This window comes from Paraburkholderia sp. J69-1 (genome assembly GCF_905220255.1).
In the GTDB taxonomy this organism is placed as follows: Bacteria; Pseudomonadota; Gammaproteobacteria; order Burkholderiales; family Burkholderiaceae; genus Paraburkholderia.
In genome coordinates this window covers 211,841-224,986 of the sequence record NZ_CAJMZG010000003.1, presented here as the reverse complement: position 1 = coordinate 224,986, position 13,146 = coordinate 211,841, and the positions used below count along the sequence as shown (strand labels likewise).

10 protein-coding genes are annotated in these 13,146 nt (G+C 62.9%); 7 read left to right on the top strand and 3 right to left on the bottom strand.

Translation table 11 applies throughout. The features are described from left to right. Nucleotides 1-404: 404 nt before the first annotated feature. Nucleotides 405-1,649 (bottom strand): MFS transporter, encoded by a 1,245-nt coding sequence (locus U5A67_RS06695; protein WP_321813462.1) that lies wholly within the window; start codon nt 1,647-1,649, stop codon nt 405-407. A gap of 155 nt (nt 1,650-1,804) precedes the next feature. Here U5A67_RS06695 and U5A67_RS06690 point away from each other — a divergent pair, with 155 nt between their 5' ends. Beyond that, entirely contained in the window at nt 1,805-2,698 is an 894-nt protein-coding gene (locus U5A67_RS06690) for a LysR substrate-binding domain-containing protein (RefSeq protein ID WP_321813461.1), read from the top strand. Nucleotides 2,699-3,197: 499 nt separating this feature from the next. Then, entirely contained in the window at nt 3,198-3,581 is a 384-nt protein-coding gene (locus U5A67_RS06685; RefSeq protein WP_205982849.1) for a BON domain-containing protein, read from the top strand. A gap of 116 nt (nt 3,582-3,697) precedes the next feature. On the opposite strand, the gene U5A67_RS06680 is transcribed toward U5A67_RS06685, so the two are convergent. Beyond that, nucleotides 3,698-4,651: a LysR family transcriptional regulator gene (locus tag U5A67_RS06680; RefSeq protein WP_205982848.1), complete on the bottom strand. Its 954-nt coding sequence runs from the start codon at nt 4,649-4,651 to the stop codon at nt 3,698-3,700. 126 nt (nt 4,652-4,777) lie between these two features. On the opposite strand from U5A67_RS06680, the gene U5A67_RS06675 reads away from it, so the two are divergent. The 3 genes from U5A67_RS06675 to mmsB all read left to right on the top strand — a co-directional run bounded on the left by U5A67_RS06675 (nt 4,778) and on the right by mmsB (nt 8,648). Further along, on the top strand, nt 4,778-6,100 hold the full coding sequence (locus tag U5A67_RS06675) for an MFS transporter (RefSeq protein ID WP_415767783.1): 1,323 nt from the start codon (nt 4,778-4,780) through the stop codon (nt 6,098-6,100). A gap of 68 nt (nt 6,101-6,168) precedes the next feature. Further along, complete coding sequence (locus U5A67_RS06670) at nt 6,169-7,695, top strand: CoA-acylating methylmalonate-semialdehyde dehydrogenase (protein ID WP_321813460.1); 1,527 nt, start codon at nt 6,169-6,171, stop codon at nt 7,693-7,695. A 62-nt stretch (nt 7,696-7,757) separates the two neighbouring features. After that, the gene (gene mmsB / locus U5A67_RS06665) at nt 7,758-8,648 is read left to right on the top strand and encodes a 3-hydroxyisobutyrate dehydrogenase (protein WP_205982845.1); all 891 of its coding nucleotides are present in this window, start codon (nt 7,758-7,760) and stop codon (nt 8,646-8,648) included. 79 nt (nt 8,649-8,727) lie between these two features. Here the strand turns inward: mmsB and U5A67_RS06660 are convergent, their stop codons facing one another. Next, nucleotides 8,728-9,795, bottom strand: coding sequence for a phytoene/squalene synthase family protein (locus U5A67_RS06660; RefSeq protein ID WP_321813459.1), 1,068 nt, complete (start codon nt 9,793-9,795; stop codon nt 8,728-8,730). Nucleotides 9,796-10,247: 452 nt separating this feature from the next. Between U5A67_RS06660 and U5A67_RS06655 the strand changes: the two genes are divergently transcribed. Together U5A67_RS06655 and bamA are read left to right on the top strand one after the other, a co-directional pair. Continuing rightward, entirely contained in the window at nt 10,248-10,646 is a 399-nt protein-coding gene (locus tag U5A67_RS06655; RefSeq protein WP_205982843.1) for a hypothetical protein, read from the top strand. A 157-nt stretch (nt 10,647-10,803) separates the two neighbouring features. After that, nucleotides 10,804-13,116 carry an outer membrane protein assembly factor BamA gene (gene bamA / locus U5A67_RS06650; protein ID WP_321813674.1) on the top strand — a complete coding sequence of 771 codons (2,313 nt, stop codon included), beginning with the start codon at nt 10,804-10,806 and terminating at the stop codon, nt 13,114-13,116. The last annotated feature ends 30 nt before the right edge of the window (nt 13,117-13,146 follow it).

The following is a 13,146-nucleotide window of genomic DNA, read 5'->3' as shown; positions in this document are numbered from 1 at the left end:
GATGTAGCTTCCCGTTTCGTTTCGGAAACGACCGTGCACAAACTGGACAATCGAAAGCGTATTTTCTCACGCGGCGAGCGCTTGCTGTATTACATCGAACGGCATGTTTCGCATTGGCGCTGCCTGATGAGCGGCTTTTGTCATACTACCGGCCAGTCGGTTGTCAGCGGGTTTTCGCTGCGTCCCGGGGCCGGCGCGGCAGCATTGTACGCGAGGCGGCGATTTATGCGAGCAGGTGTTTCCTGAAGGAAACTATTGCATCGATGGCGGGGAACGAGGTTATCGACACTTTATCGCGGTGGTTCACGTCGAATTAATTCGGATGTCGAAATAAATTGCAGAATAAAAACGCTCGCCGCAACAGCGTGCGGCGAGCGGTGCGCGCGAGCGTTAAATGCAGTGCTTCAGGACTCCATCGCGTGTTGTGCCGCGCCCGCGCGGCGTCCCGGCATGAAGTACCACACGCCCGCGAGCATTTGCAGCACGACCAGCGCGGTCCAGACGGCCTGATGCGCCACCACGGGATAGTGGCCGTCCACGGCGCTCCAGTGTCCGAGCGCGGCGCCGATGGCGATCTGCGTCACGAAAATGCCCACGAAGATCACCAGCGTGAACGTGGTGTTGACGCGGCCGATCAGGCGCGACGGGAAGTATTCGGCGAGCACGGCATAGGTGAGGATGCCGGTGCCGCCGAGTGCGCCATAAGCGGCCCACAGCAGCGTCGCGGGCAGCGGGACGCGCGCGGCGAGCAGCGCCTGAACCAGCACGAACAGCGCCATGGTCACGCCGGAGAAACGCGCGACATTCACGCCGCGCCGCTCGAAAGCCCGCGCGAGCGCGCCAAAGCCAATATTGCCGACGATAAACGCAGCGCCCAGCACCGAAACCAGCGAGGCCGCGCGCGAAGCCGCGTCGACAGTGCCGGCCGGCGTCACGTCGCGCAGGAACGCGCCCACCCAGAGCGACTGCATCGCGTAGAACACCGTCTGCGTCAGCGCGGAAAACGTCGCCGTTTTCCAGAATGCGTGGCTGCGCAGAATGTGCGCGGTGCCTTTGAACTGTTCGAGCACGCTGGCCTGATGGTGCGTGTCGCGCGTGCGCGGGCCGCCAATCCAGATGGTCGCCGCCACCGCTGCGGTGAGCACGGCCAGGCCGATGCTGATCGAGCGCCACGGCGCGATCGTCAGCAGCCACGAGAGCGGGGCGCCGACCGCCACACCGCCCAGACCGCCCACCGCCATCACGAGGCCGTTGACGAGCGTCAGCTGCGCGACCGGGAAGTGCTGGGCCGTGGCCTTGAACGCGCCGCCCAGGCACACCGAAACGCCCACGCCGACCAGCAGCCGGCCGACCATCATCGCGCCCATGCTGTGCGAGAGCCCGAAGACGAGCGCGCCAGCGGCGGCCACCAGCATCACGCACGACGTCACGCGGCGTGGGCCGAAGTGGTCGAGCAGCACGCCGGCCGGGATCTGCGCGCCCGCGAAGCCGAGGAAATAGAGGCTCGTGAGCGTGCCGAGATCGGTGGCGGTGAAACCCATTTCGTGCGTCAGGAACGGCGCGAAACCGAGGTTGACGCCACGGAACAGATACGAAACGAAGTAGCCGAGCGCGAAGACGGCGAATACGCGCAATCTGAGTGCGGTCATGGTTGCGATCGATCGAAGGGCGCCCGGGCCGCAAGGCAAGGCGTCCCGAAAGCGGTGGGAATGGCGGAAGACTGGCGAAAAGGCGATTTTGGCGAAAAGCCGCGCGCGAGGCCAGCGAGAGATTTCAGTCGCGATTGTGAGTAGAATTTGACGTCATGTCCCGATCGCTCCCTCCCTTGCAGGCCCTGCGCGCGCTAGAAGCGGCGGCGCGCCGGCGCAGTTTCAGCCGCGCCGCCGAAGAATTGCATTTGACGCACAGCGCCGTGAGCCACCATCTGCGCGCGCTCGAAGCGGAACTCGGCGTCGAGTTGTTTCGCCGCACGGGCAGCCGCATGATTCCCACCGCCGCAGGTGCGCAACTCGCCGAGCGCGTGCGGCGCAGCCTCGACGATCTGCGCGAGGCGCTCGACGCCACGCGTCCGGGTGTGAGCGGCGTCACGCGGCTCGAATTGAGCGTGATGTCCGATTTCGCGTCGGTCTGGCTGATTCCGCGTCTGGGCGACTTTTACGACCGCTATCCGAACGTCGATCTTTCGCTGCGCATGCACGCCGATGTCACGCCGCCCGACCCCTATCCATTCGATGTCGGCATCTGGTATCGGCGGGTGGACGAGCCGGGGTTCCAGATCCGCAAACTGCTCGACGATCAGGTGGTGGCCGTGTGCAGTCCCGCGCTGCTGGCGCGCCATCCCGGCTTTCGCATCGAGGATCTGGCGGCCATGCCGCTGCTGCGTTTCTCGCGGCGTTCGTGGCGCGACTTCTTCGAGGCGGCGGGCGTGGGCGGCGACGAGCCCGAGCGCGGTCCGGTTTTCGACGATGCCGGTCTGTTGCTGCAGGCCACCGTGGCGGGCCAGGGCGTGGCGACGGCGCGCCTGCAACTGGCGCGCGGTTTCATCGAGCGCGGCGAACTGGTGCAACTCGGCCAGGTACGCATTCCGGCTTCGCTCGACTATTACTTTACCTGGCGCGAAGGCCATCCGCGTGAAGCGGCGATCCAGCAGTTCTATCGCTGGGTAAAGGCGCAACTCGCGGCGCAATTGATCAAATAAGCCCAGGCTTTTTTCTTTCGTGCGTAAATGCGGGTAATTCCTGTGTGAGTGTCTGTCAACGCAGTTTGAATGACACACGTTGCTGGTCGATAAGGACAGGCGATTGCGTGGCAATCAATGAGGCAAAAGGTGCTTATTCATGCGGCATGGTCTTTTTATGCACGGATGTATGCACCTGATTGGCGCGGCTTAAATGGCATTCAATTGCATTCATCGATGTGGAATGCGCCGGGTGTAAGTTCGCATTGTCCTGGCATGCGGGAAAGCGTACTGGCGTGGCCTGGCGGCGCGCGTCAATTCCTCTGTTGAATTGATGCTTTTCACCCACGGTTGAATAGTTTTGGCGGCAGCTTTCGCATCAGACTCGAAATAAATAGAGTATCGTTAGTCCCCAATGCGCATGGCAGCGCCATGCAGACAGCGGTATCCGGTAGTGAATGGGTGTGTAGTGCACGGCCCGGCTGGGCCATCAAAAAACTGTGACAACAGGAGAAACTGCATGAAGGCTATTCAGGCGTTCAAACTGGCAGCCGGCACGATGCTGGTCGCTGCTTCGCTTCACGTCTATGCACAGGACGCCGCCAGCGCGCCCGCAGCCGCACCGACCGACGCCGCCAAGGCCTCGGTCCAGCAGTCGAAACAGCAATACAAATCGGCCAAGGCGGCTAACCGTGCGCTTTCGCGCAAGGTGCGTGGCGCACTGGCGAAGGCCAAGGACATCAGCGTGGCCAACATCACCGTGCGCGCCAAGGATGGCGCTGTGATCCTGCAAGGCACGGTGCCGGAGCAGGGCCAGATCGACCGCGCTACGGAAGTGGCGAAGGGCGTGGCTGGCGTGACGTCGGTGAAGAATGCGCTGACGATCCGTCCGGTCGGGACCTGATCGCCGGAGCGCGGCACGCGCCGGCCGCTTCGCGCGGCGGGCCGTGCCCGATGCTTCGAGGCCGCATGGGCAATCCACGAATGGGTTGTCCCTGCGGCCTTTTTGTTTTCAATCGTTCAAGGCTCGACGTAGTGCATTTTCTGCGATTCGCCTAGCAATAGCGGCTGGTTCGCGTCGGCGGTCGCGCGCAGATAATCCCATAGCGACGTGATGCGGCGCAGCTTGCGCAATTCCTCGCGGCTGCAAAGCCAGAAGCGCCGCGTCACCACGACTTCATCGGGCAGGATGCTGACCAGACGCGGATCGGGTTCGGCCATGAAACACGGCAGGATCGCGAGCGCGCTGCCTTGCAATGCCGCGTGATATTGCGCAATCACGCTGGTGCTGCACAGACTCGCCGTGACATTGGGCGCGCTGCGTTCGAGGTAAAGGAGTTCGTGGCTGAAGGCCAGATCGGCGACATAGCTGATAAACGCATGCTGGCGCAGATCCGCAGCCGAACGAATCGGCGGATGCTGTTCCAGATAGTCAGGTGTCCCATAGAGTCGAAGCCGATAGTCGCTGAGCTTCGTATAGACATACTGGCCGCGTTCCGGGCGCTCCAGCATGATCGCCAGATCGGCTTCGCGTTTCGACAGACTCACGAAATGCGGCACCGGCAGCAGATCGATCGACATATCCGGGTGTCTTGCCGTAAAGCGCGCCAGTTGCGGCGCAAGAAAAAAGCAGCCGAATCCTTCTGTCGATCCCACGCGCACATGCCCCGACAGCGACTGCGATCCCTGCGCGAATTGTTCGCTCGCCGATTGCACCGTGGTTTCCACTGCATCGGCATAGGCGAGCAGGCGCTGGCCCTCCGCCGTGAGCACGAAACCGCCCGAGCGCGATTTGTCGAATAGTACCGTCCCCAAAGCGGTTTCCAGTTCGCGCACGCGCCGCGCGACCGTGGTGTGATCGACGCCCAGACGTTTCGCGGCGGCGCTCGCGCGCTGCGTGCGCGCCACTTCGAGGAAGTAGCGCAAATCGTCCCAATTCAATGTCTCCATCTGTCCCGTTGTGTTTTTTTGCATATCGGATGGGCTTTTTCATCTATATGCCGTGGATATTCGAATAACTATACTCGTTAGCAGACCGCTTCATAAAAGCTTCGTAGCCGCGTGACGGACGGTCGCCTACTATAAAGATGGAGACAAACGATGCACATGCAGTCGACCCACGAAGGGGCGGCAGTGGCCGTTCCCGTTTCTGGACATAAACCACGCGCCCGCGACTATCTGATCGCAGGCTGGGCCAGCATGGCCGGTACCACGATCGAGTGGTATGACTTCTTCCTCTACGGCACCGCTGCCGCGCTGATTTTCAATAAGGTTTTCTTCCCCACGCTCGATCCGATTCTCGGCACGCTCGCGGCTTTCGCGACCTATGGCGTGGGCTTTATCGGCCGTCCGATGGGCGGCATCGTGTTCGGTCATTTCGGCGATCGTATCGGCCGTAAATCGATGCTGCTGGCCACGCTCTTGCTGATGGGCATTCCCAGCATGGTGATCGGCCTGATTCCTTCGTATGCGAGCATCGGCTACTGGGCGGCCGTGCTGCTGGTGGCCATGCGCTTTCTGCAAGGCATGGCCGTGGGCGGAGAGTGGGGCGGCGCCGTGCTGATGGCGGTCGAACATGCGCCGCCGGGACGCAAGGGATTTTTTGGTTCGCTGCCGCAAACGGGCGTGGGTTTCGGCTTGATTCTTTCGTCGATTGCGATGGCCGCCGTGACCGCGTTGCCCGAAGCGGATCTGCTTTCGTGGGGCTGGCGCGTGCCGTTTCTCGCGAGCATCGCGCTGGTGCTGATCGGCTGGGTGATTCGTGTGCGTGTGCCCGAGTCGCCGGATTTCGAGCGCGTGAAGCGCGAAGGCGAGCCCGTGAAAGCGCCGGTGGTTGAAGTGTTCCGCCGTCAACCGCGCGAATTGCTGACGATTATCGGCGCGCGCACGGCGGAAAATACCTGGTTCTACCTGGTTGTTGCCTTTGCGCTCGCTTACGCCGCGAACCAGCTCAAGATTCCCAAGGTGCAAATCCTGCATGCGATCACGGCAGGCGCGGTGCTTTCGCTCGTGACCATGCCGTTCTCGGGCTGGCTCAGCGACCGTATCGGGCAGAAACGTCTCTTTCTCGCAGGCCTCGTGATCATGGCGCTATTCGCCGCGCCGTTCTTTTCGATGCTCGAAACGCTGCATGCGGCGACAGTCTGGTGGGCGATGGTGCTGGGCGTGGGTGTCGTATTCCCGATTCTCTATGCGCCCGAATCGCAACTCTTTGCCGCGCAGTTTCCCGCTGAAATCCGCTATTCGGGCATTTCGGTTTCCGTACAGGTTGCGGGCGTGCTCGGCGGTGGCGTCGCGCCGATGATCGCAACCGCGCTGCTCGCCTACGGCGGTGGCAAGCCGCATTACGTGGTGGCGTATATGGTCGTGCTGGCCGTGATCGCCTTCGTGTGCACACTCATGATGCGATCGCGTCACGAGTAAAAAATAAGCAGTCATCCTATGTAACTGGCCAAGGCCGGATCATTCGAACCTTTGAGAGGAAGTGCAAGATGAACGCAGTCACCCAGGCATCCAACGCGCACGTGTCGACCGTCAAACTGCTGATCGACGGCGAGTTCGTCGATTCGAAGACGAGCGAGTGGCGCGACATCGTCAATCCCGCCACGCAGGAAGTGCTGGCGCGCGTGCCGTTCGCTACGGTTGCGGAAGTCGACCGGGCCGTGCAGAGCGCGCAGGCGTCATTCGCCACGTGGAAGAACACGCCGATCGGCACGCGTCTTCGCATCATGCTCAAGCTGCAGGCGCTGATTCGCGAGAACATGTCGCGCATTGCGCAGACGCTCACGGCCGAACAGGGCAAGACGCTGCCCGACGCCGAAGGCGATATTTTCCGCGGCCTCGAAGTGGTCGAGCACGCCTGCTCGATCGGCACATTGCAGCAGGGCGGCTTCGCGGAAAACGTCGCGGGCGGTGTCGATACTTATACGCTGCAGCAGCCTATCGGCGTTTGCGCGGGCATCACGCCGTTCAATTTCCCCGCCATGATTCCGCTCTGGATGTTTCCGATGGCGATCGTCTGCGGCAATACCTTCGTGCTCAAGCCTTCGGAACAAGACCCGCTTTCGACCATGCAGCTGGTCGAACTGGCGCTTGAAGCCGGCGTGCCCAAGGGCGTGCTCAACGTCGTGCACGGCGGCAAGGAAGTGGTCGACGCGATCTGCTCGCATCCGCTGATCAAGGCGATTTCGTTCGTGGGCTCGACTGCGGTGGGCACGCATGTTTATCGGCTCGGCAGCGAACATGGCAAGCGCGTGCAATCGATGATGGGCGCGAAGAATCACGCCGTCGTGCTGCCCGATGCGAATCGCGAGCAGGCGATCAATGCGCTGGTAGGCGCATCGTTTGGCGCGGCGGGGCAGCGTTGCATGGCGACGTCGGTGGTGGTGCTGGTGGGCGCGGCGCAGCAGTGGGTGCCCGAACTGGTGGAAAAAGCGAAGGCGCTCAAGGTCAATGCGGGTCACGAGCCGAAGACCGATGTCGGCCCGGTGGTCTCGCGTGCCGCGAAGCAGCGCATTCTGGGTCTGATCGAATCGGGCGTGAAGCAGGGCGCGACGCTCGCGCTCGATGGCCGCGACGTCAAGGTGCCGGGCTATGAAAGCGGCAACTTTGTCGGGCCGACGGTGTTCACCGATGTGAAGACCGACATGGATATCTACACCAACGAAATTTTCGGCCCGGTGCTGGTCGTGCTCACGGCCGATACGCTCGATGAAGCGATTGCGATCGTCAACGCGAATCCGTTCGGCAATGGCGTGGGTCTGTTCACGCAAAGCGGCGCGGCGGCCCGCAAATTCCAGAGCGAAATCGACATCGGCCAGGTCGGCATCAATATTCCGATTCCGGTGCCGGTGCCGTATTTCAGCTTCACGGGTTCGCGCGGTTCGAAGCTTGGCGATCTCGGCCCGTACGGCAAGCAGGTCGTGCAGTTCTACACGCAGACCAAGACCGTCACGGCGCGCTGGTTCGACGACGCGACCGTCAACGACGGCGTGAACACGACGATCAGCCTGCGCTGAGCACACACACAACGCGCAACAACAAGCGAAACGAACAGCGAACCATCGAGGGAGAATCGCTCATGAAAATAGGTTTCGTTGGGCTCGGTCATATGGGTGCGCCGATGGCGCTCAATCTGCTCAAGGCCGGACACGCGCTGAGCGTGTTCGATCTGAGCGCTGGGGCGATGCAGACGCTGGCCGATGCGGGCGCAACCAAAGCCGCCTCGCCTAAAGAAGCGGTGAGCGGCGCGGAGTGGGTCGTCACGATGCTGCCCGCCGCCGCGCACGTGCGCAGCGTGCTGAGCGCCGAAGACGGTGTGCTGGCGGGCATCGGCAAAGGCGTGACGATCATCGATTCGAGCACGATCGATCCGGCCAGCGCGCGTGAATTCGGCAAGCTGGCGCAGGCGAACGGCAATGCTTTCGTGGATGCGCCGGTGTCGGGCGGCACGGGCGGCGCGGCGGCCGGCACGCTGACCTTCATGGTGGGCGGCAGCGCGGCGCTCTACGAGAGCGTTAAGCCGGTGCTCTCGGGCATGGGCAAGAACATCGTCCATTGCGGCGAGACGGGCACGGGGCAGGTCGCCAAGATCTGCAACAACCTCGTGCTCGGCGTGACCATGGCGGGCGTGGCGGAGGCGATGGCGCTGGGCGAAGCGCTGGGCATCGACGCGAAAGTGCTGGGCGGCATCATGAATACGTCGACGGGGCGCTGCTGGAGTTCCGATACCTACAACCCGTTTCCGGGCGTGATCGAAACGGCGCCTTCGACGCGCGGCTATACCGGCGGCTTCGGCACGGATCTGATGCTCAAGGATCTGGGCCTCGCCACCGATGCCGCGAAGAGCGCGCATCAACCCGCTTTCATGGGCGCGATTGCGCAGCAGCTTTATCAGGCGATGAGTAGCCGTGGCGACGGCAAGCTCGACTTTTCGGCCATCATCAAGCTGTATCGCGGCGAGAAGGGCTGACGCAGTGAATCGGCAATAAAGCGGTAATGAGAAACGGCGCGGGCGGAACACCAATCCGCTCGCGCCGTTTTTTTAAGCTTCAGATTCTCTCGATTGCGGCCATGCGCGATTCGATGCGCTTGAGCAGGCGTTTGAACCACGCATTGAGCAGCGTGTTCGACGTGGCCGCGAGCGTCGAGCACGCGAGAATGCGATAGACGTCGTTGCGCGTGAGCTTCGAAGGCCGCGCCGGATCGAGCCAGTCTTCGTTCGCCACCAGCAATTCCAGCGTTTCGAGGCCGATCAAGATCGGCCACAGGCAGGCGAGGCGCAGACGCACCGAAAGACGCGGCAGCGCGAACGTATAGTCGATCGCCGCGCGGAAATGATCGAGCGCAATGCGCACGAGCCCGAACATGAGCGGGCGCGCGCGCGCCGACGTCCCCGGCTGCAGCAGATCCTCGGGCGTGAGCGCGGCCTGCGCGAGCATCGTCGCGGGCAGATAACAGCGGCCGATGCGCAGATCCTTGCCGCAATCGCGCAGCACGTTCACCAGTTGCAGCGCCTTGCCGAAGCGCACGCCGCGCTGATACATCGTGTCGCGCAGGGCGGGCGCGAGCGTGTCCGGCAGATGCATATAGGTCATCTTCGTCCAGAACTCGCCCACGCAGCCCGCCACCAGATACGTATAGCGGTCGAGCGCGTCCCAGGTGCCGAGCGCGGCCACCTGGCCCGAATGTTCGTCGGGGAAGGTGTGCAGATCGAATTCCATGCCTTCCGTGAGCGTCGTGACGATCTCGCGCACGGCCACGCGGTCGGCTTCGTCGAGCTGGGCCAGCACGTCGAGCGCGCCGCCGAGCGATTCGAGCAGCAGCTTTTCGTCCGATTGCGTCTGCTGGCCGGCCACTTCGCTGGCGATGCGCGCGAGGGCGTCGTCGCGGGTCTCGATGCCGTTCACGCGCTCGCGAAACGCCAGCAGCAGCGCGAGGCGCTGGGCGGGCGGGATCAGCGAGGTATCGGCGATGGTGTCGGCCGCACGCGCGAGCAGGTAGGCCTCGCCCACGGGATCGCGCATGCCGGCGGGCAGCACGCGCATCGTGAGGTAGAACGAGCGGGAGACGCCCTTGAGCAACGGGCCGAGCAGAAAGGCCCGGTTAGAATTCGACATGTCGGTTGGGAATTGAAGCTGGCTGTAAAGCGGCAGGCGCATTGTAGCGTGGACGCGGGGCGCTCCCTTGCGGAGTGCACGGCCGTCGTGACCCCGGCGGCGTGCTGTTCGACCCGCTTGCCGATCGGTTTTCAACTCATCGCTAACCGTTTCATCCCCATGAACGTTCGTTCATGGTTCTGTTGGCTCCTGTTTCACTGCTGTCTGCGATCTGTCAGCGTTGGTAATCCATCTCGTTACAGCGGATTTCTAGCGGCTTGCGCCAGAAGCCTGTGCAAGCCGCCGCTGAAAGGCGGCGCAGCCCCGTCCAGGCCGGTGCTGCAGCGTTTTCGCGCGCCTTGCGCGCAGCGTCGCGCAATATTGATGAAAGTAATCCAGGTAACGCACGGGTAATGCCGCGCGGCGCCGCGCCCACTAGACTCCGCCGATGCTTTTGTCACGGAGTGCCGTTCATGTCCACGTCCACGTCACTTGCCATCGATTCGCTGCGCGGCTTCGAGCTGTCCGCGGACGGCCAGTATCTGATGGTCAACGGCAACCAGCCGGACAGCGTCGCGCTGCATTGCTCGGTCATGCATGAGTTGCTGGCCGCTCTGTCCAACGCCATCGGCCGTTCGGAGCGCATTCGCCACAAGACCGCGAGCGTGAAGTTCGCGATGCCCTGCGAAGCGTGGGAAATCGGCCGCGAGAACGGCGCCGTGCAACATCTCGTCGTGAGCTTTCGCCTGCCGGGCGGCGCGGAACTGTCGTTCCGCCTGCACCCCTCGCAAGCCGCGCATATGACCGAAGTGCTTTCGCTTGCTACGGGCCTTGCCAAGCCGCAGCGGCCCAGCGGGATGCGCATGCAATAGACGAGCGCTGCGAATTCCCGGCCCGGCGCGCCTGCCCAGGCGGCGCGCGCCCCAATCCTCACGCGCTGGTGCGGTTCGCCGCGCAGCGTCTCTCGCGTCGCGCCGCTTCGCGCGGCGTATTCGTTTGTCTTCGCTGGCCTACTTCTCGACCTCCCGCATGACGGTTTCATCTTCTACGCGCTACGCACGCGCGCTGACCTTCGCCGGCTTCGGACTCGGCATTGCCGCCACGGCGCAAGCCGCCGAGCCCTTCGTGGTGCAGGACATCCGCATTGACGGGCTGGCGCGCATCGAGCCCGGTACCGTATTCGCCTATCTGCCGATCAAGCAGGGCGACACCTTCTCCGACGACAAGGCCTCAGACGCCATCCGCGCGCTCTACGCCACCGGCTTCTTCAGCGATGTGCGCATTGCCACCGAAGGCCGCACGCTGGTCGTGCAGGTGCAGGAGCGCCCGGCAATCGGCACGATCGATTTCGCGGGCATCCACGAATTCGACAAGGACAATCTCACCAAGGCGCTGGGCGCGGTGGGTCTGTCGCCGGGCCGCAGCTTCGACAAGGCCCTGGTGGACCGCTCCGAGCAGGAGCTCAAGCGCCAGTACCTCACGCGCGGCTATTACGCCGCCGAAGTGAAAACCACCGTCACGCCGATCGACCGCAATCGCGTGGGCCTGCTGTTTTCGGTGATCGAAGGACCGAGCGCGAAGATCCGCCAGGTCAACTTCATCGGCACCAAGGTGTTCAGCGAGAGCACGCTGCGCGACGAAATGCAGCTCTCCACGCCGAACTGGTTTTCGTGGTACACGAAGAACGATCTGTACTCCAAAGAAAAGCTCACGGGCGATCTGGAGAACGTGCGCTCGTACTATCTGGACCGCGGTTACCTCGAATTCAATATCGATTCGACCCAGGTGTCGCTGTCGCCGGACAAGAAGGACATGTACCTGACGATCTCGGTACATGAAGGCGAGCCGTACACGATTTCGAGCGTCAAGCTGGCGGGCAATCTGCTCGACCGCGAGGCGGAGTTGCGCAAGCTGGTCGGCGTGAAGCCGGGCGAGCGTTTTTCGGCGTCGAAGCTCAAGGACACCACCAAGGCGCTGGTCGATAAACTCGGCGAATACGGTTACGCGTTTGCGACCGTCAACGCCGAACCGCAGATCGATCAGGTCCATCACACGGTCGCGCTGACGCTGCAGGTCGATCCGAGCCGCCGCGTCTATGTGCGCCGCGTGAACGTGGTTGGCAATACGCGTACCCGCGATGAAGTGGTGCGCCGCGAAATGCGCCAGCTCGAAAGCTCGTGGTTCGATTCGAACCGTCTGGCGCTGTCGAAAGACCGTGTCAATCGTCTTGGCTACTTCACGAATGTCGAAGTGAGCACGGTGCCGGTGGAAGGCACCCAGGACCAGGTCGACGTCGACGTGAAAGTGACCGAAAAGCCCACCGGCACGCTGTCGCTGGGCGTGGGTTACGGCTCGGGCGAAGGCCCGATCATTTCGGCGGGCATTTCGCAGGACAACGTGTTCGGCACCGGCAAGAGCCTTTCGGTGAACGTCAATACGGCGTCCACGTATCGCACGCTGTCGGTGACGCAGGTCGATCCGTATTTCACGGTGGACGGCATCAAGCGCATCACCGATGTCTATTACCGCACCACCGAGCCGCTCTATTATTCGAGCACCAACGACACGAGCTTCCGTATCGTTTCGTACGGCGCGGACATGAAGTTCGGCATTCCGTTCTCGGAAACGGATATGGTCTATTTCGGCCTTGGCATCGAACAGGATCGACTCGATATCGATTCGGAAACGCCGCAGACCTATAAGGACTACGTGAGCGAATTCGGGCGCGTGTCGAATACGGTGCCGTTCACGGTGGGCTGGTCGCGCGACAATCGCGACAGCGCGCTGGTGCCGAGCCGCGGTTACTTCGCCCAGGCCAATGCCGAAGTCGGCACGCCGGCCGGTACCGAGTACTACAAGGCCGATGCGCAGCTGCAGTACTACTACTCGTTTGCGCGCGGCTTCGTGCTGGGCATGAACTTCCAGGGCGGCTACGGTAACGGCATGGGCGGCAAGGCGTACCCGATCTTCAAGAACTACTACGCGGGCGGTATCGGCTCGGTGCGTGGTTACGAATCGGGTTCGCTGGGTCCGCGCGATACGTCGACCAACGATCCGATCGGCGGCTCGAAGATGGTGGTCGGCAATATCGAGCTGACCTTCCCGCTGCCGGGCACGGGCTACGACCGCACGCTGCGCGTGTTCACCTTCTTCGACGGCGGCAACGTCTGGGGTTCCGAAGGCAGCAGCACGGGCGCGAACGGTCTGCGTTACAGCTACGGTGCGGGTCTCGAATGGATTTCGCCGATCGGCCCGCTCAAGCTCGACCTCGGCTTCCCGCTGGTCAAGCACGCGGGCGATCAGTACCAGAAGTTCCAGTTCCAGATCGGTACGTCGTTCTAAAGCGATCGAAGGGCCGGCGGCGGTTATGGT